Origin of the sequence: Novosphingobium sp. ZW T3_23 (genome assembly GCF_044987305.1) — a bacterium.
GTDB lineage: Bacteria > Pseudomonadota > Alphaproteobacteria > Sphingomonadales > Sphingomonadaceae > Novosphingobium.
Genome location: NZ_JBJDRF010000072.1, coordinates 1 through 21,684 on the forward strand (window position 1 = coordinate 1; position 21,684 = coordinate 21,684).

The following is a 21,684-nucleotide window of genomic DNA, read 5'->3' on the forward strand; positions in this document are numbered from 1 at the left end:
TAAGCAATGGCCTCCTTCGCTACGCCCTACGGGCTCCGCTTCGCAGGCCATTGCTTAACCCGCGCTCATGCGCAACAAAGCTGCCCGGCTCTAATCCGCGCTGGTGGAAACCAGGGGGTCACGTCACGCCGGGACACCGCTTACTTAGCTTCGTAGGGTTACGCCGTTTGATTTGGCCCTTTCTGGTAGCTGATGAAGAGAGCAGTTATAACTTACGCTCATAACGCCGAAATCTCAGTCAGGTTTAGCCATTACCGCGAGAGCTTGCCAGAATGGGGGGTGGTTTGTGCCATCTGATCCATCGGTAAAGCGTGGCTCGGTAAACCCAGCGTCGGATGCAAATCGTCGGATCCAATCACGATGAAGAAACGCATCAAGTTGTTCGGCGGGTTCATTACAAATTCGACGCTTGAGGTTGTTTTCCCATACCCGATTGTGCGCCTGATCCTCCATTTCAAGGAAGGAAAATACCATTTTTCCGCCTGGTTTCAACGCTCGGAAGGCTTCGGCGGTATAGAGGTACGACTCTATTGGATAAAGATGCGTGAACACCGACCAATGGAACACAATGTCAAGAGAGGCATCAGGCGCTATGATAGTGGCGTTAGTGTTGAGGACGGTCGTATAATTGGGGCATTGTAGCGCCAGTTCTTCAAGCAGCTCTGGGACTACATCCGCTCCGATATAGTTCCCCTGCCATCCGGACCGGCGTAGTGCCTGCGCAGTTCGCCCACAGCCGCACCCGAGGTCGTAAACTGTCATCCCGTCGGTAAGCCCATGATGGCGTAGCACCGCAACGTGGCCATCGCCCTGCGATACGAAGTTCTCCATCGTCTCCGCGCCGATAACCTGCGCGAGTGCAAGCGATCGTTCATTCGGCATTTGCCGCAGCTTGCGCTGAACAACCTTTTTGTAGTCGACGATCGAATGGCTTTCCGGCTGAGTACGCCTTCGGCGCCGGAAATGTGAAAATGCAAGCATGAGATCCCCCTTCAATATGAATCGGCCCAGTTGCACCCTTCCGCCCCATCGACAATCTGCCCTTTTGATCGTGAACTGGGCCCTTTAACCTTGGACCTCGATCCTTCAACCGTGAGACAGAACTCCGCGAAGATAACGCCCATAATCGGACTTTCCTAGCTTTTCGATAGCCTGCTCTAATCCATTCCTATCGAGAAACCCTTGACGGAAAGCGATTTCCTCGGGGCTGGCGATCTTGAAACCTTGCCGCTTCTCCAGGATTCGCACGTATTCTGCAGCATCGAGAAGGCTATCGGGAGTTCCAGTGTCGAGCCAAGCATAGCCACGGCCCATTATTTCGACCGACAATTCACCAGCTTCCAGATAGGCCCGGTTGACGTCGGTGATCTCCAACTCACCGCGTGCGGATGGCTTGAGGTCTGCTGCAATGTCCACGACCTTTCCGTCGTAGAAATATAGCCCGGTCACCGCCCAATTGGACTGGGGTTTCTCAGGCTTCTCCTCGATCGATACAGCCTTCATCGTCTCATCGAAGGCGACCACCCCGTAACGCTCGGGGTCATTCACATGATAGGCAAATACGCTTGCACCGTCTGGACGAGCCGATGCACTAGCCAGCAACTCGGGCAAACCGTGCCCATGGTAGATGTTGTCACCCAGGATCAGTGCCGAAGGTTCTCTTCCAACAAAATCCGCACCGATAATATAAGCCTGCGCCAGCCCATCCGGGCTAGGCTGGACCGCATATTCGAAGGACATACCCCATTGCGACCCGTCTCCCAGCAGTTCCTGGAACGAGGGGGTATCGCGCGGTGTGGAAATGATCAGAACTTCGCGTATCCCCGCTAGCATCAGCGTACTGAGCGGGTAGTAAATCATTGGCTTGTCGTAGACCGACATTAGCTGTTTGGAAGTCGCCAGCGTCATCGGATAGAGCCGAGTGCCGCTACCACCGGCGAGAATGATACCCTTCATTGTCGTACTTCCTTGTCGGTCAGTCAGGATCCGCCTGCAGGCGGGAGACCACGGTTTCCAAAGCGCTGCGCCAGTCGGGCAACGTGACACCGTGGGTCGTCTCAATCAGGCTGCAATCGAGCCGCGAATTAGCAGGTCGAGTTGCAGGAGTCGGATAGTCGGCGGTGGTGATGGGCTTCACGCTCGCATAAGGCCCGCCATGCCCAGCAGAAGCTGCAAAGATAGCGTCGGCGAATTCAGCCCAGCTTGCCTCGCCGTGTGCAGTCATGTGGAATATGCCGCGCAAGGCCGGATCATCGCTTTCGGCGAGATTAGCGGCTACCATCAAGATACCATCGGCGATATCAAGCGCGCTGGTAGGATTGCCGATCTGGTCCGCGACCACCGAAACCTCATCGCGGTCAGCTGCAAGGCGCAGCATTGTCTTAACGAAGTTAGCGCCGAACGGGCTATAAACCCAAGCCACGCGCAACACTGCGCTCCCTTCGGAGTAGACCTTCTGCACCGCCTGCTCCCCCGCTAGCTTCGAAGCACCGTAAGCACCGGTCGGCCCGGTAGGATCACTCTCGAGATAGGGCCGATCGCGTGCGCCATCGAAAACATAGTCGGTGGAGATGTGGATCAGCGGCACGCCCAGCACCTTGGCGGCTGTCGCCACTGCGTCCGCGCCCGCACCGTTAATGGCAAGAGCGAGATCAGCTTCGCTCTCTGCCTTGTCCACGGCAGTGTAGGCCGCGGCCGAAACCACAACATCGGGTGCCGCCGCCTGCAGGGCGCGCAGAACCGTTCTAGGGTCTGCAAGGTCAAGTTCGGGCCGCCCCAGCGCAATCACGTCATGTCCGACCACCGCGCCGCGCTCTAACAGCGCGGTGACGACTTGCCCGGACTTGCCGGTAACGGCGATTTTCAGCCCTTCTGGCTTCACGCAGGCACCTTGGTCGTGGAAAGGCCGAGCCGCTCGCCATCGTAGCGGTCGCGCAGCGGCTGCCACCACCAGTCATTCTCAAGATACCAGCGCACGGTCTTCTCGATCCCGGTGTCGAAGTTCTCGGCGGCACGCCAACCCAACTCGGTTTCCAGCTTGGTCGCATCGATGGCATAGCGCACATCGTGCCCAGGCCTGTCGGTTACGTATTCGATCAGGGTTTCGCGCGGCGCATCCGAAGGCACCAACTCATCGAGCACCGCGCAAATGCGGCGTACTACATCGATGTTGCGGCGTTCGTTGCGTCCGCCGACATTGTAGGTCTCCCCCGGAACACCTTTGTCGATGATGATATCCAAAGCTCGGGCATGATCATCGACGTAGAGCCAATCGCGCACGTTTTCGCCCTTGCCGTAGACCGGCAGGGGACGCCCCGCCAGGGCATTGAGTATGGTCAGCGGGATCAGCTTCTCCGGGAAGTGATAAGGTCCGTAGTTGTTGGAGCAGTTCGACACCACCACCGGCAGCCCGTAAGTACGCTGCCAGGCCTTGGCCAGATGGTCTGATGCCGCCTTCGAGGCCGAATAAGGCGAGCTTGGATCATAAGGCGTGGTTTCGCTGAACAGCCCTTCGTCACCGAGCGAACCGTAAACCTCGTCGGTCGAGACATGGAGAAAACGGAAAGCCTCCTTGGCGCCTGCATCCAGTCCGCTCCAATAAGAACGCGCAGCCTCCAACAGCGTGAAGGTGCCAACCATGTTGGTTTGGATGAAATCCGCCGCACCGGTGATCGAGCGATCGACATGGCTTTCGGCGGCAAGATGCATAATGCGGTCAGGCCGGAACTCGGCTATTGCCGCATCCATGGCCGCGCGGTCACAGATATCCGCCTTAAGGAAGCGGTGGTTACTCTTGTCCTCCACTTCGCGCAAGGAGGCCTCGCAACCCGCATAAGTCAGAGCGTCTACGGTCAGGACATCATAGCCCTTATCGAGCACCAGATAGCGTACGAGGGCCGAACCAATGAAACCGGCACCGCCAGTAACGATTACGCGCATTGCTGCACTCATAGGGGTCATTCGCTCCAGCTGAAGTAGATGGGAAGATTGGCCAGAAGCGGCTGCTTGCGATCTTTGGCCGAAAGAGTCTCGTGATCAGCGATGTCGGGCCAAGGCACGCCGATCTCCGGATCGTTCCAAGCGAGCCCTTTATCGCATTCGGCGCTGTAATAGGCTGTGACTTTATAGGCAATCACCGTATTCGGCTCCAAGGTGCAGAACCCGTGAGCGAAGCCGGCGGGCACCCATAGTTGCCGACCGTTGGCGGCCGACAGTACCTCCCCTGTCCACTGCCCAAAAGTCGGTGAACCGTGCCGGATATCGACTACGACGTCGAATAGGGCTCCTCTTGTGCACCTTACCAACTTGCCCTGTTCATGCGGTTTCGACTGGAAATGTAGTCCCCGAATTGTGCCCTCACGCACACTCAGAGATTCGTTATCTTGCACGAAAACGTCGTCTCCGCAGCTTCTGAAAAACGCATCCGCACGGAAAGTCTCTGAAAAATAGCCACGATCATCGCTCAACCGACGCGGTATCAGCAACTTCAAACCTGCGATGTCAAAAGAGACTACTTCCATTTCGGCAAACCTCCACTTCTGTCTGCTCTTATCGCCAGACAAGGTTGCTCTCCACAACGCCACATCTTTGCAGGCGCGCAGCCCGCCAACAAGGACCCGAACACCGGTCGGATTTGTCTGATTGTAGCCAGAGAGACATACTTTCTAACGGCGGTTTTGCTCAAGATAGGCCTTTGCGAATATTCCATTCGACCGTTCTGGCAACGCCCGTTTCGAAGTCAGTGGTTGTCTCCCAACCCAGCGCGCGCTTCGCCTTGGTCACATCGAGGATGTTCGCTGGCGCGTCGGTGCTGCGGTTTGGAATATGCTTCCGGGGAAGCGCCACGCCCAGCGCACTCTCTACAGCGGACACAACCTCAAGGATCGACCGCCCTCTGCCGCTGCCGATGTTGAAAACATCGTTCATCGGCTCCTGCTCAACCGTCCGCACAATCGCATCCACGGCGTCCTCAATGTAAAGATAGTCGCGCTCGGCGAGTCCATCGCCAAAGATGCTGATTTCTTCACCCAACTTGTATTTCTGAAGGATCGTGCCGATCAGCCCTTGACCACCTAGGCCGGTTTGTCCTGGCCCATAAGGATTAGCCACCCTCAAAATACCGAATCCCATGTCCGTACCACGGCATAGCATTTGCAGATATTGTTCGGTTACTAGCTTAGTCAGACCATAGGAATTGAGCGGTAATGTCGGATGATTCTCCGAAATCGGTACGGACTGGGGTTTTCCATAGACCGTTCCACCCGATGACAGGAAGGTGAATGATCGCACCCCCGCCAGAATGCACGAATTAATAAAGCTGACATGCGGCAAAAGGTTGCTTTGCATGTCGGCAACGATTTTCGTATTGCCCATGGCAGCGTTCGAAGAATTAATCAGTTGGATGACATGGGTGACACCCTGCAACCGGCTGTGAGTATGAATGTCGTCGTGCAGATCGATTAGATGAAGTTGCGCTTTCCCCCCGAATTCCCGCTCGAAGTCGAGTGGAAAATGCCGACCGAAGCAAGCCGTCTTGTGCCCGCGCGCGATCAGCGATCGGGTTAGATGCCGCCCGATGAAGCCATTGGCCCCAAACACCCCAACTAAAGCCATGGTCATCCTTGATCTCAGAAATTGGAGCGGGGCGATGCCTCCGCCATTAAAGGGCGGAGTAATCTTCCAGCGCGAGTTCAACGTCCGTGTACTCGGTGGAACGTCCATTATGAACGATCATCGCCCGGTTACAAAAATTGCGAACTGCATCGGTCGCGTGAGAGGCTAGGATCATCGCCTTGTCGGCACGCTTTTCAAACAGTTCGAAATGGCACTTGCGCTGGAAGTTTTGGTCACCGACCAGAATAATTTCGTCGATCAAATAACATTCGAACTCAATCGCCAGAGATAATGCGAAAGCCAGTCGCGCGCGCATACCCGAAGAATAGGTCTTAACTGGCATCTTGAGTTGCCGACCCAGCTCGGTGAAATCCTCAACGAAGTCGCGCAGCTCCGCATAATTTCGGTCGTAAATGCGAGCGATGAAGCGCGCGTTATCATATCCAGTAAGGCTTCCTTGGAACCCGCCAGCGAAGCCCAATGGCCAAGACAGTGACATACCCCGCGTAATCTTACCTGAAGTCGGCATCTCAACGCCGCCGATCAGCTTTATCAGCGTGCTTTTGCCAGCGCCATTGCGCCCTAACAACCCGATCCGATCGCCCGGATTGATCACAAGGTTGACGTCGCGAAGAACCTCCTTGGAGTGGTTCCCGTGCTTATAGCTCTTACAGATGTCCTTGCAGACGATCATTCGACGTTCAACGTCTTGCGGACCCGGCGGCACAGCGCCAGTCCGACCGCAGCGAGCACGAGCGAGCAACCCAGCGGGTTCCAAATATTGTAGTAAACTGTCACTTGATCACCCCAAATGCCGCCGCGCATCATTTCCATCGCGTTCACAAAAGGCGACCACAATAGGTAACTCCGCATGCTGGGAGTTAACCAGGAAGCCATGGTAAACAGGCCTGAGAACGGAATCATAATGTAAGTGATGACCGGAATGAACTTTTCCAGTACTTCATTCATCTCGGAGAGCGGCGCCACGATCAGACAGATAGACAGCGTGAACACGGCATAGGTCATCCACCCGCCAATCAGCAACCCGAGATCTGCGGGTATGGGGAATGCATCGCAGGCGATCAGAACAGTGGCGATGAAAAGATAGGCCATCATCCCGCCTAACAGCTCGATCAGAAAGCGCACGAAAATGAAGTCGAGAATTTTTACTTGACGATGGTACATCAAGCTACTGTTCGCAATGAAAATGCTCACGCTGCGCGACATGCCGTGGCGGAATAGGGTGATCGGGATATACCCTGAGACGATGAAGGCGACGATGCCAACCCCGTGCCGTTCCGATCCGTTCATAAATCGGTAGACAATTGCAACGAGCCCCGCGAACAGGAGTGGCTCGACCATAATCCACAAGAACCCGATATTCTCGCGTCCGAAGCGGGTGTTGAGTTCGCGGATCATCAGCGCGTGGATGACACGCACCTGAATCCGCCACCCCTCACGCAGTCTGCTCCAATTAGATCGAGCCATCGTTTCAGTCTTCCGGTGCGTGCTCGAGAATACCAACAATGAGCATCCAACCAATGAAGTAGAGGCAGGTGGCTGCAGCCGCTACGATTATGATGCTCAGAATTCTACGGGGCAGCAGAGGCATGTCCGGCTTGTTAGGATCAACGATCCGCTCAAGATAAAACTGCTGGCGCTGGGCATCATTACGCGCTTGGACCAGGCCTGCGTTAGCGGCCGTGAGGCTTGCCGTAGCAAATTCCTGTTCAGCAATCAGGCTCTCATACCCTCCCAGTTTGGACGCGATGCCATCTCCAGAGCCAACCACACGACCATCCTGCGAAGAAATCTGCGCCGAAATCGCGGCAATCTGACGACGCAGTGCCGGGATGGAGGGATTGTCCGGAGTAAGGCGCTGCATGGTGTCGAGTTGCGCTTGCAGCACTGCACGCTGCGCCGTCATGGCGTTAGCGATTTCAATGACGCCTACAGCCTGCTTGCCCGGATCAATCAACTCCTGAGAATTGCGATAACCGGTTAACGCAACGCGGACTTTTCGTACGCGCTCGGCCGCCTCATCGACTTGCTTCTGTGCTTCGGCGATACCGCGGTTTTGCGCCCGTGCGTTCAGTCGATTGACCATTTCCTCACTAAGATTGAGTAGCTTAGCGTTGATTTGATAGGCATCTTCAGGAGTAAATGCCTTCACAGTCAGAATTGCAGTGCTAGTTTCAGCGTCGACGCTGGCACTGACCATCTTGCCGTAAAAACGATAGAGGTCTTCGAACGAGCCGTCCGAGAAAGGATGCGGAAATCGCGAGATCGGGTCTGCTTGAGGCGACCCAAAACGGGCCGCAATACTCGTATCTTTCTCCAGGGCCTTGAGGGCGTCACGAGAGCGTACGTATTCAAGAACCTCGTTCGTCTGTTCTTGCCCACTCGACAAGCCCGTCGTTTGGATCAAGTTTGCCAGCGAGGACAGCTGCGGCCGCTTTTGATCAGGGCTCTTGATCACAAAGCGCGCTTCGGACGTGTAGACGTCCGCGGCTATCAGGCTGTAATAAATTGCGGCAAGGATCGTTGGCACTATGACAACGATCACGAACCAGCGACGTTTCCTCACCCATGAGGAAAACGCAGATCGACGGGTCGGCGCTGCGACCTCGATTGGAAACGACTGCTCAACGTTCATAATATCTTACAGCGCTCAATTTAGGGCTATTTATGCAGCGGGGTAACGGTTTTGCGTCGCCATGCCGACTTTCGCCAATAATGTCGCCTTGCGCTAGGCCAACACGCTGCGACGTGCAAGAGCGCTGCGATAGCAAGTTGTGCGATCAAGGGCGCCCGAAGGGAGATTTCCTCTGGTAATAAGGTGGCGGGAGCACCCGCTCATTCCCCCTGTCGATAACAGCGGATATTTGCGCTCAGATCATCGGAAATCGTGCGGAACGCTATTGTCCATTCCGAAAATCGAGTGCTAAGGCGCTGCGTCGAAACTTAGGATTGTTTGAGTTTGCCAGCGATGCAGGTCACGAAGTCAGTTTCTCTCATCCTGTTCGCCGGCCTTGCGGGTTGTGCATCGCTCCCGACGAGCGGCCCTACAGGGAAGCAAATTACCACTTCTGCGGTCGATCCCAACGCACAGTCGCCGGTCCATGTCATCGAGATCAACGCCGCTGCAGACTTGCCGGCGGCTCCCGAGACGCCCGTCAACCAATTGGCTGACTTACCTCCTCCGCCCACCGATCTGATCGGCCCAGGCGATGTTCTTGACATCACCATCTATGAGGCTGGCGTCACCCTCTTTACCGGCGGCGGCGGTGCTGTCGCTGCAGCCGAGGCCAAGGCTGCGGCCGGTCCTGCGAGCACTGGGGTGCAGGCACAGAAACTGCCCCCAACCCGCGTCAATGACGATGGCTACATTACAATTCCTTATGCAGGCAAGCTGCATGTCCTGGGCCGCACGATCGGTGAAGTCGAAACGATGGTGCGGCAATCGCTGCGCCGCATGTCGCAAAACCCTCAGGTCATCGTTTCGCCCAGCCAGAATATCACCAATTCCGTGATCGTAAGTGGAGAAGTCTCGCGCCCTGGTCGCTTGGTTCTCCAGACCAATCGTGAGACGCTGACCGACGTGATTGCTCTCGCCGGCGGCTATCGCGGCAATGCCAACGACCTAACACTGCGCGTGGTTCGCCGCGAAAAAAATGTTGATGTGCGCTTGGGCGATCTCGTGGAAACGCCCTCACTGGACGTGCGCGCCTATCCTAGTGACCGGCTTATCCTGATCAACGCCCCCCGCACGCTTTCCGTGATGGGCGCGTCGGGCCGTGTCGAGCAGTTGCCCTTCGCGCGCTCAAAGATCTCCCTCGCTGAAGCGATCGCTACCGCTGGCGGCGTCAATCCATCGTACGGCGATCCTAGCGCTATCTTCGTGTTTCGCTATGTAAACGATCCGGAGGGCAACCAGGTGCCCACGGTTTATCACGTCAACATGATGACGGCAGGATCCTACCTGCTCACCCAGCACTTCTCCATGCGTGATAAGGATGTGCTGTACTTCGGCAATGCCGCAGCCAATCAGCCGAGCAAGATGGCTCAGCTCATTGGGCAGTTGTTCACTCCGTTGCTCACCGTGACCGCTGCCGTCCAGACCCTCCAAAACAGCAATTAAGCGGTTTACTCCCCCATCCCTCTCCTCCGGGGGATCGGGGGAAGTGCGCATCCTTGTCAGCGCGCCTCGTAAGAACCGGACAGCGCCAGGATAACTCCATTCGCGCCCGGATAATCTCCGGAATAATCGACGATTTCCATCGCTTCGCCAGCCAGCGTCCCAATCAAGGCCTTGCCTTTCACCGTGGCCGCACGGCCCGATGCAGTCTGGATCAGGGCCGTGTTCGCTGCGACCGGCAACGAGCATCGGATCGCCCCGGCTCCCGATCCATTGCGGGCGATGCGCAGATTGACGGTGAAGAACACCCGCTGCCCCATCCGATTGTAGCGTCCCATCGCTTTGAATTCGGCAATGTCTCCGGACGCCGCCTGGCACTCGGGCACGAAATCGGCCCACACCGCAGTGTCGTTGATCGATCCGCTGACGGTCAAAACCGAAGGCGCCGTTCGCGACAGGGTAACATCGGCACCGACTACACCGGCACCCCAAGTCATTTTCCCGCTTTCGTTAAGAGTGAAACGAGCCGCTGTATCGCTGCTACGGGCTACTTGAAGAGCGGTAATCGCGCCGGGCGCCGCCGGTTGCAGTCCGGGATAAGTCGTCTTATCCATCGCGATGATCCGCAGGCCAACATCGCGGGCCCCTTCGATCACAACTCCGCGTAGGAAGCCTGGTCCGCTACCGGCACCTTTCATACGCCGCACAGTGATGGCGGTATCGGGCGAATACGTGGATCCTGTATGGACGGCCAAGCCGATTCCGCCTTTGTCGGACCCTTCCGGCTGCGTCGCCCCTTCGTTATTTACGTCAATTTCCTGCGTCCAGACGATATGTTCGTTATTTTCGAACCATGCGCCGAAATTGGAAACAACTAAAGGACTGGTTCCCGCCCCGCCGCGAATTCCCCACCCGGAAAACGCCACGTTATCCGGAGTGGCAGTCGCCAGGAAATTGGCATTGGTCGAATCGATAACCGATCCGTTGAGCGTCATCGCTTGAAAGACGTTCATCGACGCTCCGTTCGGGACTTTCCGGAACGCTCGGAAGGCAGACCGAGCCTGCCGCTTCCTGATGGTGAAACCGCCGCTATCGGAAGTTGGGATAGCCTCATCATCAGCGGGAACTGGTGGTGCAACCGGCGCTTGTGCCAACATAGGCGCAGGTTCCTGCGGCGGCGGCTTTTCCTGGGCAGAAGCCGCAGCAGGTATTCCGGCAAGCACAAGGACTGCACATGCCGTCATTCCGGGCGATTTTCTGCCACGCACCATTATGCAGACACCGGGCTCAATCCGTTATCGGTATCCGCGTTTTGTTCGCTGCGCCGTTCACTACGCTGCCGTGCAGCCCACAATTCCCGAGACTTCGCATAGATGTCGGTGTGGGCAATGACCACATCGCTATCGGCACTGGTGGCCAGCAGCGAACCGCCACGACGGCGCTTGAAATGAAGAGTTCCCGGAACCGGGCGATGCGGAATTCCGTCAAGAAGCGTCACACAATTCCAATGCCAGTCCTCGTAGCCATAGCCGAGCTTCAATTCGTTCTTCTGAACCGGATACTGCTCGAGTACCTCGCGCCAGGTGAAGCTCATGGAATCCCAGTAATTACCGATAGTTAGATACATGGGGTCGAAGTCGGGATCCTCGGAATCGGCATGCAGCCACAAATTCTCGGCTTCTCCGAAAATTATGTTGGCTTCCGAGTGGGCAACGGTGCGGCGAGGCTGCTCCTGGCAGAACCGGGTCGCCTCGGTCAGCCAGTTGAAGCTCCAAAGATCGTCAGCGTCGAGAAAACCGACGAATTCGCCGCGGGCGTGTTCGACGCCGAAGTTGCGAGCGCTGGAAAGGTCGCCGAAATCGGTTTCGAAGATGCGTACATCAGCCGCTGCGGCATGGCGGATGGCATCTCGGGTCACGTCGTCGGCGCGATCAAGAATGAAAATCCCTTCCGTCTCGATCCCGTTGGCATGTGCATGATCCCGCGCTTCGCAGAAGCTGGCGATCGAGACACCTGACAGCAGGCCCTCACGATGGGCGTTCATGACTGCGGTAACTGTTGTCATCGGTTCATTCCCCCGCGAAGATTTCGCGCAGATCGCGCACGTAGCTGGTTTGCGAATAGCGATCGGCAGCCTTTTTCTGAAGCCGGACGGCCCGCTCGATACGCTGTTGCGGGTTTTCCAGCGCTTCACGGATGGCTGCAATATAGGCCTCGACGTTCTCTACGTCCTCGACCGGATAGCCGGTTTCCTCGTCTATAAGTTCGGGCACCCCCCCAACCTGTGAGGCGACAACCGCCATGCCGCGCACAGCCATCTCGATCAAAATCGTGGGCATACCTTCCCAAGCCGAAGTGAACAGCCACAGATCGGCATCGTCCAGCGGTAACTCATCGTAGCTTTTGAACCCTGGCCTCAACGTCAGGTTGCGTGGGGTTGCGGTGAAGTCCGGAGGTGTGTCGAGCACCGCGTCACCCCAGCAAAGGAAGTCCACATCCGGCATTTCCTGTGCAATTTTTTGCACCAGATCGAACCGCTTCTGACGATCGAGACGCCCTGCCCAAAGTATGCGTGGACGACGACCGGCCCCGCGTGCAGCGCCTGTGTGGGCATAGGAAACTGCCGGAGGAGTCGTGCGTGACGGCGTAAACAGTGGCAAGATGCGCGCAGCGACTGGGGATGGCGGATTGTATATCCGCAGTAACTCATTGCGCAGATATTCGGTATCCGTGAACAGACCTGTCAGAACAGCCCCCGTCGAGGGATAGAACAGCGATGGATAGCCAACCCGGAAGCCTTCGGCGGTCTGGTCCCAGCAGAACATATAAGAATAGAGTTCCATATGGGGCTGCAGGCGCTTGCCGAAACGTTCCATAATCCGCCACGTGCGATGGCTGTTTACATTGATAACCCGCTTTGGCTGCAGCGCCTTAAACAGCACGAACAGCAGGCGTTGAGCCGTAACTTCCGGGATATTCTTCAAAATGTCCGAGACATGCGCCACATCGATTTCAGGCGATATCCAGTCCGGTCGATCAAAATTCTCTTGGTCAACGCGCAGCAGCAGCACGTTTTCATCCGGCAGAGCAAGCTTCACCGCTGTAGCTAGCTGACACGCCACCAAGTCTGCACCGCCCGTTCTCAGCCACGGTACGCACACGATAGTGTGGTACTGCTTGTCCGGAATCCGGTCGTGCAGGCTCTTGAGTGCCGGGAAGTTGGAATCATGTGTAGGAGGAGCGTGATATCCCTCGCCCTTGCTGATGTCGCCGATTGCGGGATCTAGCGCCAGAGCCCGACGCACTGATTGAGTGTAGACATCTGAGCGCAGAATAGTGTTCAGTTGCTCTTGCTGTCTTCCGACTTGCGCGGACAATCCTATGCGCTCAGTCGGTACGCCGTGCGCAGCCCAAAACAGGCGTGCGCTGTTGAGTTGCCTGCCAGCCGCATCTCGACCATCCACGAAGACGGTTAGCTTCGCCGTTTCATCAACCTTGCGGCCTTCGTACAGTCCATGAAATAGAAAATGCCGGAAGCCCCACAGCTTATGCTCGCGGATATCAGCATGCGCAGCCAAATAGGACTTTTCGGAGTATGAGGCAGTCGGCACGATCTGCTTGTACCAACCATGTCGCAGGTAGTGTAGGAACGCAGGTTCCGAGCTAATTTCTGCACTTGCCCTATAAATATCAGCATCAAATAGAGGGCTGGGCGCCAGCCCGGCCTCGAGACCCCGATCAAGGAAATCGACCAGACGGTTCACTCCGGATGCGCTTTCCTCTAAGGTACCTCCGCCATCGTATGCGTAGGGCGAGAACATAGCCAGCAGCAACTGAAGCTGGTCTGCCTCCAGCTTACCACGCCAACGGGCAATGGCACGATCAACTGCAAAAAGAGGCTCCAGGCCAGTTTCTTCGCCTGCTATCTGTCGCGGACGGTTCATGTCGAACACTGTGAGCAGCAGCTGCGAAGGCGCCAAACCACGTGCCGCTCCATAAAGCAGATAGTGCAAGTAGGCGGGCAAGTCGCGCTCGGTTTCCGGGTGAACGTATGCGGATTGATACCAGTGCGGGTCGAAGACCGCGTTGGGCACGCGGTTTTCGCTCAGTCCATGAAGGACGAAGTGATCAAAAAGATCCAATGCCATGCCATGGAATTCGGCGCGGTAGAACGAGAGGTAGTGCGTCTTGTCGAAAAACCGCGTCGGCGCACGCCAGTTCGGCCGCCGCCCTGCCAGCCAAGCCACAATTGCTGGCTTGTCACTCGTGCCTACCAGCGCGCGTGCCATCAAGGGATCAAACAACGGTCCTGGTGCGATGTCGGCATGGGCACCGTGTTCTAAATAGTGCTGAAACAAGCTTTCATCATCAAGCGTGACGTCGAGCTTGGCCTCGCGAGCATAAAACGGTGGGCAGAACAACCCCTTCACCATCGGCAGGTGACGATCCTCGATCAAGGTGTCGAGGGTCGGTCGAGCTGACGAAGCCAGTTGACGGGGTGCTTCCTCAGGCGCGGCCAGTTCGCCCGCTCCGCCATCCTTAGTCCAGAACAGCTGCCAATTGTGCAGTTGCCCACCTGCCGTGTCGAACGGCAACGACCGTGTTCGAACACGATGAGCACCGTCTATAGTTCGGCCCTCAAAAATACCACTAGCGATAAAGTGGCCAAAGCCCCAGGTGCCAGCTTGGCGGATATCTGCCCAGCCCGCCAAGTAAGCGGCCTCGTCAAACAACGCAGTGGGAACCAACCTGTCCCGACTGCCTTCCTCGATGAAATGCAACAAACGATTGACGCTGGTTTTCTCTTGCAAGCCTGCTCGTTCTGCATAGACCTCGTTGCTGAACAGCGGCCCAGGTTCGATCCCTGCAAGCAAACCAGAAGCAAGGAAATGCTCCAGGCGCGCAAGGCCGCTGGCATCGTCTTTTAGAGTCCCGTTACCATTATAGGTATCGGGGTTGAACAGCAGCAACAGCAGATTGAGCTTCTGGTGATCAAGTTCGCGAGTCCAACGCGCGACAGCAGCCTCTACGCGCCGATACGCCTCCTGAGGATTTACCCGCACGGTCGGCGTGCGAGCAAAGACAGGCAGCAACGCCGCCGAAGGAGCGGCACCACGTTCCATTCCAAATGCAAGAAAATGTGAATAAGCGCCCATTCGCTCCTCCCCGGGGCGACGGTCGGCGATCTGATCGTACCAATCGACATCGAACAGCGCATTGGGGCGCCGCGCTTCTTGCTCCCCAAAGCGCAGGTAATGTTCATAGAGTTCCGTACCGTCACTGGCACCAGCAACGTCTGGATACAGCGCAGCGTAAAAATCCACGTCAAAATGACGCGAGGCTACGATCGCCCGCTTCTGCGGATCGCGATACCACCGCAGGATAGCCGGGAGCGACCGTTCCGCATCAGTACGGCTGCCTTCCCGCTCCGCAAACAATTCGCGCTCGAAAAGAGGTGTAGGGGAGAAATCCAGCGTAAGTCCGCGATTTATAAAATCATCGAACAAACGGGATTCGGATGTCATAATTGACCCCGAAATTCGTGCATAGTACTGATGGTTAAAAACCTTAGATAAAAACTCCCTTTCCTCGGAAGAAATGTTGATTTTCTTCTTTAGAAATACAGATGGTACATATTTCCTCATCTTTTTCTGCATATTAATGGGAATTATACCCTTTGAGTTAACCATCATTGTCGCTATCAGAAGGGCCGGATATTCAATGAATATACCGGCATTTTCTGCCCCTAAGTTTATGCGATGCTCAGCACATTGCGAAAAATTCTCGTAAGCATCTGCGCTTGAAAAAAATTAACCGTTAGTGAATTTAACTGTTAGCCTTGCGCAGCAGCTGCTGCCGTGAGCAGCTTGGTCCAGTTTTCATAATCTGCGTCGTTAGACTGGTGCCAAGGCGCAAGTCGCGACACCGCCGCCCTCCAGGTGCGGGGGCTCAGCGAACGTAGTTCGCTTTCGCCCGCCCATTCGCCCGGCCATTCCTCAGAACTGGAAACCACAACCAAGCCGTTATCTCCATGACCTGAGAAACGGTCGATCGCAACGCGCAGTTCCATGACCTGTTCATCGGAAATACCGTCGGCGCTGAAGACGCAAATTACTTTGCTTCCCCTCAGCCGCTCCCGGAATTTGGCGATCGCAGCCTGCAAACGAGCGCGCTCAATACCGAACAGCTTCTCGAGTCTGCGCGGCTCCATCACGAATTGTCCATTCTCTGACTTCAGCGCAGAATGAAATGCCCACTGATAACGCTGGTCGAGCACCATATCGTCCGTATGGGGACGAACCTGCTCTTTATCGAAGCACTCAGCAAAATCGGCATCAATGAGACGAGCGAGGTCGGTAATCTGTATCGAAGTCCAGCGCAACAGCGAGGGCACGCCATTGCCGAGGCTCTGGAGAACGAAACCAAACTCGCAATTCGAGCCCATCGGCTCAAAGTCTTCGACGTTCATAGCATGCTCATCCATGAATGGTCTTGAGAACCAGATCGATCATCGCCCCCAGATTCTCGCATTCAATCAGCTCGTCGACGGGAAAGTCCACATTGAACTTTTCCTCCATGTTGAGAATGAGGTAGGAGGTGCTTATTGAGTCCCATCCGCCAATATCTCCTGCGTTCATCCCCTCACTCAAGTCTTCCGTCGGAAAGTTGAACGTCTCCGCTACGCATTCGTAGACTGTCGTGCGAACATCCTCGCGCGTGCTCATGCCTGCATCTCCAAATAAAGTTCGCTGTTTTCCTTGCGGCTAAGCTTTCCGCTTGTTGTCTTGCGTAGGGTACGCGGAGGCACGAGCCTGAAGTCAGTAAGGCTGACGCCAAAACCTGCTTCTACTGCGCCACGCACCGCCTTCTTGATTTCCGTTTCGGCGCCGATATCTTCGCTTTCAGCCAGCACGATCAACGATGCCTCCCCCTTGTCTTTCGAGAAGGTTGTGAAAGCTACCGCACGCCCCGGGATGATGAGGCCCAGGGCATTAACTGCTTCCTCGACCTCATGAGCGTAGATGTTCTTGCCTCTGATGATCAACAAATCGTCGATGCGTCCGGTCACGTAAAGTTCGCCATCAACCATGAAACCGACGTCACCGGTGCGATGCCATCCGTCGACCAGCTTCTGCGCGGTAATCTCAGGGCGGTGATAGTAACCGGAATAGAGGCTTCTGCCGGTTATCGCAATCTCGCCCAGCAGGCCTTCCTCGCGGCTGAGTTCGCCCGAGGGAAGCACGAAGGCTACTTCGGTCCCCTCGATCACCGGCCCGCATGAAAGCACCTGAATGCCCTTTTCCCCCGGACCCACAGTTTCAATCCTGGCACCCTCGCGGAAAGAGGCGTCAGTCACGGTCACGACCCGGGGTTGGCTACCGAGCGGCGTCTGCGAGACGGCAAACACATTTTCCGCCATCGCGTAACACACCTGCAACGCACTTTCGGAAAGGTTACGGAACTGGGGTTTGGCGCGAAACGCCACGAAAGTATCGGGCTTGCACGGTTCCGAACAATTAATGATCGCCTTGACCGTGCCCAGATCCCACTCGGCTGATGAGCGGGTGCTATTGACGATGTGGTTATAGGCGAAATTCGGCAGCCAGATGTATTCCCCGCCGAATGCTACGATCTCATCCAGCAGCAGCGTCGGCTTCGCGCTCCAGGTGAAGGCGTCGAGATGCGAAAGCGAGCAACCAACGACCATCGGCATGAGAAAACACGCGATGAAGCCCATGTCGTGATAGAGCGGCAGCCAACTGACCATGCGCGAATCTGCGTTCAACCCGATACAGCGGGAATAGCTCTCAACCTGGTTGAAAATCGCCTCGTGAGTGAGAGTTACCCCCTTTTTGAGCGCGGTGGTGCCGGAGCTGTGCTGCAGAACAGCCAGTTCGCCCGGCTCGATATCCTCGCACCGCTCGCCGGGAGCAAGATCCTTCGCAGTCGCAACGTACGACACTTGGTCACCGATAAAGGCGCGGATATCTTCGACGTTATCCTCGTAAGTGAAGACCGCCTCGATGCCGCTCAGCGCAAAAAGGTCAACATGCGACTTCCAGTACTTTTCCCGATCCTGTTTGGGCGTCGGAAAAGGCATGATCGTGGGCACCAGTCCCGCCATCATACTGCCAAGAAAAGCTGCATAAAGTTCAACCGAATGCCGCAATATAATAGCAATTACAGAGCCGTTTTCGAGGCCCACCTTTCGGAAATGCGCATTGTAGACAAATGCCATTTCGCGGATATTTTCGAAGGAATAATCGGTCGCGCCTTGCGCTGTAGTGATCTTAACAAATGTCCTTGCGCTATTTTTTTCCGCATTTCGGACAAACGCAGATGCCACATTGCGTGGTTGAGCGAGCATGAAATGATATTTCCTTAACCTTTACGCGGTGAGCAAACTGCCGTTACAACAAGCGCTCACCGCGATCACGTGCGATAATCAAGCGGCGTTCTTCCTCATATGTGGAAAAGAGGCAATGTCGATTCGCTGGATTGATGATCTTTGTCGCCCAGCACCTCAGCGGATTGGGGGCGGGGGTAAACATAAAAATCGTATCGAAATCGCATGCCAGCCTGCGAACCCGTTGATATCTGCTCTCCATTTACCCATCCTTCGGCGCCGAAACAGCTAGACAAAAATACGATGCATCCCTGCCTCAGAACATTCTTAGCTCTACTACCGCATCGGCCCAGCAAGGCTTTGCAAATCGCATGGTGGTGGATCACCCGGCGACGGGTGCGAGCCCTAGGCCAGCTTCGCGCAGCTGCCGCTGCTCTACCCGACATCTATCAACTATGGCTGCATTTTAACGAGCGCCCAGATAATGAGGCGATGCCTTCTGCACTGGTGAACGGGATCCGAGTCTGCCCTTCGCTTGCAGTTCATCTGCATCTTACGCTGGGTGCGGAGGCGTCGGCGCGATCCGTGCTACGCCAACTTCCCAATGACTGGAGGCTCTATGTTACGTTGGGCGACAGCGATATGGCTGGCGACACGCTCCTCACCCTCGCAGATCATCGCGTAGTTGTCCTACCTGACACTTTCGTAAGCCGCGCTGCCGCGATTGTTGGCGTGCTAAAAATAGCACGCGAGGCGTTCCTTATCCCTCTGCGCAGCGATTGCTTGATGACCCCAGGCGCACTGGCGGCATTCGCGCAAGCTGCGATATCAGGAGATCCAGCCGTACTCTACGCCGATCAGGATGAACTCAGCGCTGTAGGCAAGCGAGAAAAGCCTTGGCTTAAACCAAGCTGGGACGAAGATTTGTTTTTTGCACAGGACTATCTCTCTGCCGCCTGTGCGCTGCCAGTAGCTATGTCCCGAAAAGTAGACGTCACCGCAAGCATCTCGGAGGACACACCCGACGCGCTTGCCGTCTACGCCCTTCTCGCGAGGCTGCTCACCGGCCCTGCAGCGCTTGCGGTTCGCCACGTTCCCTATGTTGCGGTCTCCACTCCGTCGCAAGCGTGGCAAGCCGAGGTCGCTGGGCGGGCGGCGCTAGTCCGCGAAATTGTCGGCTTACCTGTGTCGGTTGAGGCCTTTGGCACACTTGCCATCCATCGCGCCTTGCCCGATCCGTCGCCTAAAGTCAGCGTCATTGTGCCTACGCGCGATCGCCTTGACCTGCTGGAAACTTGCGTTGAAGGCGTCCTCTACTGCACAGACTTCCCGGACATTGAACTGATCGTTGCTGACAACGACAGCATTGAGCCACAGACACTCGCCTATTTCGAAAAAATCTCTCGAGATCCGCGGGTCAAAGTTGTGCGCTGGCCTCATCCTTACAACTACTCCGCGGTCAATAACTTCGCCGTCGCCCATGCTGCCGGATCTTATATATGCCTGCTTAATAACGATACCGAGGTAATTGATCCAGCATGGTTGCGGGAGATGGTCACCCAAGCCGCGCGTCCCGGCATCGGCGCCGTGGGAGCTCGTCTCTTCTACCCTGATCGCAGTATCCAACACGCCGGCGTGGTCGTTGGAATGGGTAACGCCGCTGGTCATGCTCATCGCGGGCTACCTGAGGGCCACCCAGGTTGGTTCGCGCAAGCGCTTGTTACCCGTGAAGCCACTGCGGTGACGGCAGCGTGCCTCGTGGTGGCTAAAGATAAGTTCGAAGCCGTAGGCGGGCTAGATGAGGCTAGGCTAGCGATCGCCTATAATGACATTGACTTCTGCCTGAAGCTGCGTGCGGCTGGATGGCGCAACATCTATGCGGCTGATGCCGTGATGATCCATCATGAAAGCAAATCGCGAGGTTTAGACTTCGCACCCGAACACCTTGCCCGTTACATGCGAGAACTAGAGGTGTTTCAAGAACGCTGGAACACTCCTGGTTTCGCCGACCCAACGCATCATCCCGCCCTTGACCCTGCAAGTGAGATATACCGTCTTAGGTTGTAGCTTTCCATCTCCCCATTGGGTGAACCGAACCATGCCGGCGCCTTGAAGCCGTCAATCCGCCTCAGGCGCTTTATGAAAGTATAGTACGGCCAGCCTCAATCTAGCCCAGTCTTGCGGAAGTAAGGAGCATAGCGTAACTAAAATGTCTAGCAGTTGGGTGGCGATTAAGTCCCTGCAAATTGTGCTTATCTGATTTGTATGACATACTTCCGCTATGTCGCTAGTAACGCTGGAACCAGATGGTTTGGTGACCCTCAGTTTAAACCGCGCAAGCGCCGTATCAGGCGCTTCGCGAACGGATGCCTCTTCTTTTTCGCCGGTGTCTCCACCGGCTCGCCTAAGTAGGTGTTGGGCCGGGGAAGTCCATCAGCGATTGAAGTTAGGTGACGTAGATCAAGCCTGCCCAATGCCTCGTCCGAAAACGCAGGCGTGTAATAGATGCAGTCATCGAAATAGTAGTGCGTCACTTGCGACCAGCGCGTCAGGGTGTTGTCGATCTGTCGTGAACCGCCGTGAAGCAAATTCGCAGTCCAGATCAAAGCTTGCCCCTTACGCGCAAGAAATGGTTCCTCAATAGCACCGTAGACCTCGCGTAATGCCGTCCAACCCTGTGCGTAGGGCGCCTGCGCAGAGTCCAGCGTACTGCGATGTCCGCGCCGTCCAATTATCGAGTTGGTCAAGGCTAGCCAACGATGTGAACCGGGCAAGTAAAATAATGGGCCTGCATCCGCCCCTATGTCTTCCATCGCCAGCCAAACTCCGCACATAAAGCGCTCAGGAAGACTAGAAAAGTGCACCATATCGGTGTGGGCGTCCTGTTGGGTGCCAACCGGAAAGTTGAGCGTCTGGAACGGAAAAGCACTCCGACCATAGAGCTTGCTCAACAAATCTATAATGACTTGGTTGGCAGCGATTGCTCGCACATCATCATCGAACTTCCAAGCATCCTGAAGCCGGCGTTCGCCAAGGGTCTTGTCACTCTTGGGGTCATCAAAGGCGATGCCTTTATAGCGCGGGCCCAAATTAGCTTTGATTCGCTCAATTTTGGCATCGATTTCCGCGTCGGGGAAATCCAGCACCGAATAGCCACGTTCATTTAGTTCGGTAGCAATCCGCTTCTCGTCAGCGGTCAGTCCCATGGAGTCCAGCTGAAGCGAGAACAATGGAGACTCAATCTTCGGCACACCAGGAAAGTTATTTGCTGTCACGAATTCACATTTCCTTGTTAGCCGTTCATGCTTTGGCGACACGTCTAAATCCCTTGCGGTTACATCGCAACTCTCTTGTTAAAACTCTCGCGGAGCGCATTTGGACCGGTATGAACTGATGCTGTGGATGCCCCCCTTCATCGGGCATCGTATGATGCTCGACCACATCGTCGATTACTGCTGCTGACGTGACCCCCGGCTTTTCCTCCAAGCTTGATTAGAGTCTGGCCTGATGGAAGGACGGACGAATGAAGCGAGCAAGGTTCACAGAAGAGCAGATCATCGGCGTGCTGAAGGAGCAGGAGGCTGGC

At 55.9% G+C, this 21,684-nt stretch carries 18 protein-coding genes; 2 read left to right on the forward strand and 16 right to left on the reverse strand.

Translation table 11 applies throughout. The features are described 5' to 3' along the window. Window positions 1–234 precede the first annotated feature (234 nt). From ACI3K3_RS22950 to ACI3K3_RS22990, 9 genes are all read right to left on the reverse strand, one after another. Window positions 235–981, reverse strand: a complete 747-nt coding sequence (locus tag ACI3K3_RS22950; RefSeq protein WP_404917982.1) for a class I SAM-dependent methyltransferase — start codon at window positions 979–981, stop codon at window positions 235–237. A 105-nt stretch (window positions 982–1,086) separates the two neighbouring features. Beyond that, the gene (gene rfbA / locus ACI3K3_RS22955; protein ID WP_404917984.1) at window positions 1,087–1,956 is read right to left on the reverse strand and encodes a glucose-1-phosphate thymidylyltransferase RfbA; all 870 of its coding nucleotides are present in this window, start codon (window positions 1,954–1,956) and stop codon (window positions 1,087–1,089) included. 19 nt (window positions 1,957–1,975) lie between these two features. Further along, window positions 1,976–2,866, reverse strand: coding sequence for a dTDP-4-dehydrorhamnose reductase (gene rfbD / locus ACI3K3_RS22960; RefSeq protein WP_404918014.1), 891 nt, complete (start codon window positions 2,864–2,866; stop codon window positions 1,976–1,978). An 11-nt stretch (window positions 2,867–2,877) separates the two neighbouring features. Next, a complete protein-coding gene (gene rfbB / locus ACI3K3_RS22965; RefSeq protein WP_404917986.1) occupies window positions 2,878–3,939 on the reverse strand; it encodes a dTDP-glucose 4,6-dehydratase in 1,062 nt (353 codons plus the stop codon). A gap of 17 nt (window positions 3,940–3,956) precedes the next feature. Next, window positions 3,957–4,520, reverse strand: coding sequence for a dTDP-4-dehydrorhamnose 3,5-epimerase (gene rfbC, locus ACI3K3_RS22970; RefSeq protein ID WP_404917988.1), 564 nt, complete (start codon window positions 4,518–4,520; stop codon window positions 3,957–3,959). Window positions 4,521–4,680: 160 nt separating this feature from the next. Continuing rightward, window positions 4,681–5,619 carry an NAD-dependent epimerase/dehydratase family protein gene (locus ACI3K3_RS22975; protein ID WP_404917990.1) on the reverse strand — a complete coding sequence of 313 codons (939 nt, stop codon included), beginning with the start codon at window positions 5,617–5,619 and terminating at the stop codon, window positions 4,681–4,683. 40 nt (window positions 5,620–5,659) lie between these two features. Continuing rightward, the gene (locus ACI3K3_RS22980; RefSeq protein ID WP_404917992.1) at window positions 5,660–6,307 is read right to left on the reverse strand and encodes an ABC transporter ATP-binding protein; all 648 of its coding nucleotides are present in this window, start codon (window positions 6,305–6,307) and stop codon (window positions 5,660–5,662) included. Then, complete coding sequence (locus ACI3K3_RS22985; RefSeq protein ID WP_404917994.1) at window positions 6,304–7,101, reverse strand: ABC transporter permease; 798 nt, start codon at window positions 7,099–7,101, stop codon at window positions 6,304–6,306. The genes ACI3K3_RS22980 and ACI3K3_RS22985 overlap by 4 nt, the downstream gene beginning before the upstream one ends. A 4-nt stretch (window positions 7,102–7,105) precedes the next feature. Continuing rightward, window positions 7,106–8,269 carry a Wzz/FepE/Etk N-terminal domain-containing protein gene (locus ACI3K3_RS22990; RefSeq protein ID WP_404917996.1) on the reverse strand — a complete coding sequence of 388 codons (1,164 nt, stop codon included), beginning with the start codon at window positions 8,267–8,269 and terminating at the stop codon, window positions 7,106–7,108. A 333-nt stretch (window positions 8,270–8,602) separates the two neighbouring features. On the opposite strand from ACI3K3_RS22990, the gene ACI3K3_RS22995 reads away from it, so the two are divergent. Then, a complete protein-coding gene (locus ACI3K3_RS22995; protein WP_404917998.1) occupies window positions 8,603–9,754 on the forward strand; it encodes a polysaccharide biosynthesis/export family protein in 1,152 nt (383 codons plus the stop codon). A gap of 56 nt (window positions 9,755–9,810) precedes the next feature. Here the strand turns inward: ACI3K3_RS22995 and ACI3K3_RS23000 are convergent, their stop codons facing one another. From ACI3K3_RS23000 to ACI3K3_RS23025, 6 genes are all read right to left on the reverse strand, one after another. Beyond that, window positions 9,811–10,764 carry a hypothetical protein gene (locus tag ACI3K3_RS23000; protein ID WP_404918000.1) on the reverse strand — a complete coding sequence of 318 codons (954 nt, stop codon included), beginning with the start codon at window positions 10,762–10,764 and terminating at the stop codon, window positions 9,811–9,813. Window positions 10,765–11,021: 257 nt separating this feature from the next. Beyond that, the gene (locus tag ACI3K3_RS23005; RefSeq protein ID WP_404918002.1) at window positions 11,022–11,816 is read right to left on the reverse strand and encodes a glycosyltransferase family A protein; all 795 of its coding nucleotides are present in this window, start codon (window positions 11,814–11,816) and stop codon (window positions 11,022–11,024) included. 4 nt (window positions 11,817–11,820) lie between these two features. Next, window positions 11,821–15,408, reverse strand: a complete 3,588-nt coding sequence (locus ACI3K3_RS23010; protein ID WP_404918004.1) for a glycosyltransferase — start codon at window positions 15,406–15,408, stop codon at window positions 11,821–11,823. Window positions 15,409–15,584: 176 nt separating this feature from the next. Further along, window positions 15,585–16,220, reverse strand: coding sequence for a hypothetical protein (locus ACI3K3_RS23015; protein WP_404918006.1), 636 nt, complete (start codon window positions 16,218–16,220; stop codon window positions 15,585–15,587). 7 nt (window positions 16,221–16,227) lie between these two features. Beyond that, window positions 16,228–16,476, reverse strand: a complete 249-nt coding sequence (locus ACI3K3_RS23020; protein WP_404918008.1) for an acyl carrier protein — start codon at window positions 16,474–16,476, stop codon at window positions 16,228–16,230. After that, complete coding sequence (locus ACI3K3_RS23025; RefSeq protein ID WP_404918010.1) at window positions 16,473–18,119, reverse strand: AMP-binding protein; 1,647 nt, start codon at window positions 18,117–18,119, stop codon at window positions 16,473–16,475. Before ACI3K3_RS23025 ends, ACI3K3_RS23020 begins: the two co-directional genes overlap by 4 nt. A 204-nt stretch (window positions 18,120–18,323) precedes the next feature. On the opposite strand from ACI3K3_RS23025, the gene ACI3K3_RS23030 reads away from it, so the two are divergent. Next, window positions 18,324–20,165 (forward strand): glycosyltransferase family 2 protein, encoded by a 1,842-nt coding sequence (locus tag ACI3K3_RS23030; protein ID WP_404918012.1) that lies wholly within the window; start codon window positions 18,324–18,326, stop codon window positions 20,163–20,165. Between the two features lie 254 nt (window positions 20,166–20,419). On the opposite strand, the gene ACI3K3_RS23035 is transcribed toward ACI3K3_RS23030, so the two are convergent. Further along, window positions 20,420–21,304, reverse strand: coding sequence for a phytanoyl-CoA dioxygenase family protein (locus tag ACI3K3_RS23035; protein WP_404918016.1), 885 nt, complete (start codon window positions 21,302–21,304; stop codon window positions 20,420–20,422). Between the last annotated feature and the right edge of the window lie 380 nt (window positions 21,305–21,684).

What these genes read in the sequence shown, in the direction of transcription:
- ACI3K3_RS23035 (WP_404918016.1), bottom strand. Translation starts at nt 21,304, where the DNA reads ATGGGACTGACCGCTGACGAGAAGCGGATTGCTACCGAACTAAATGAA.
- ACI3K3_RS22980 (WP_404917992.1), bottom strand. Translation starts at nt 6,307, where the DNA reads ATGATCGTCTGCAAGGACATCTGTAAGAGCTATAAGCACGGGAACCAC.
- ACI3K3_RS23000 (WP_404918000.1), bottom strand. Translation starts at nt 10,764, where the DNA reads ATGAACGTCTTTCAAGCGATGACGCTCAACGGATCGGTTATCGATTCG.
- rfbA (WP_404917984.1), bottom strand. Translation starts at nt 1,956, where the DNA reads ATGAAGGGTATCATTCTCGCCGGTGGTAGCGGCACTCGGCTCTATCCG.
- ACI3K3_RS23010 (WP_404918004.1), bottom strand. Translation starts at nt 15,408, where the DNA reads ATGCAGAAAAAGATGAGGAAATATGTACCATCTGTATTTCTAAAGAAG.
- ACI3K3_RS23005 (WP_404918002.1), bottom strand. Translation starts at nt 11,816, where the DNA reads ATGACAACAGTTACCGCAGTCATGAACGCCCATCGTGAGGGCCTGCTG.
- ACI3K3_RS22985 (WP_404917994.1), bottom strand. Translation starts at nt 7,101, where the DNA reads ATGGCTCGATCTAATTGGAGCAGACTGCGTGAGGGGTGGCGGATTCAG.
- ACI3K3_RS23020 (WP_404918008.1), bottom strand. Translation starts at nt 16,476, where the DNA reads ATGAGCACGCGCGAGGATGTTCGCACGACAGTCTACGAATGCGTAGCG.
- ACI3K3_RS23025 (WP_404918010.1), bottom strand. Translation starts at nt 18,119, where the DNA reads ATGCTCGCTCAACCACGCAATGTGGCATCTGCGTTTGTCCGAAATGCG.
- ACI3K3_RS22950 (WP_404917982.1), bottom strand. Translation starts at nt 981, where the DNA reads ATGCTTGCATTTTCACATTTCCGGCGCCGAAGGCGTACTCAGCCGGAA.
- ACI3K3_RS22990 (WP_404917996.1), bottom strand. Translation starts at nt 8,269, where the DNA reads ATGAACGTTGAGCAGTCGTTTCCAATCGAGGTCGCAGCGCCGACCCGT.
- ACI3K3_RS22995 (WP_404917998.1), top strand. Translation starts at nt 8,603, where the DNA reads ATGCAGGTCACGAAGTCAGTTTCTCTCATCCTGTTCGCCGGCCTTGCG.
- ACI3K3_RS22975 (WP_404917990.1), bottom strand. Translation starts at nt 5,619, where the DNA reads ATGACCATGGCTTTAGTTGGGGTGTTTGGGGCCAATGGCTTCATCGGG.
- rfbC (WP_404917988.1), bottom strand. Translation starts at nt 4,520, where the DNA reads ATGGAAGTAGTCTCTTTTGACATCGCAGGTTTGAAGTTGCTGATACCG.
- rfbB (WP_404917986.1), bottom strand. Translation starts at nt 3,939, where the DNA reads ATGCGCGTAATCGTTACTGGCGGTGCCGGTTTCATTGGTTCGGCCCTC.
- ACI3K3_RS23030 (WP_404918012.1), top strand. Translation starts at nt 18,324, where the DNA reads ATGCCAGCCTGCGAACCCGTTGATATCTGCTCTCCATTTACCCATCCT.
- ACI3K3_RS23015 (WP_404918006.1), bottom strand. Translation starts at nt 16,220, where the DNA reads ATGAACGTCGAAGACTTTGAGCCGATGGGCTCGAATTGCGAGTTTGGT.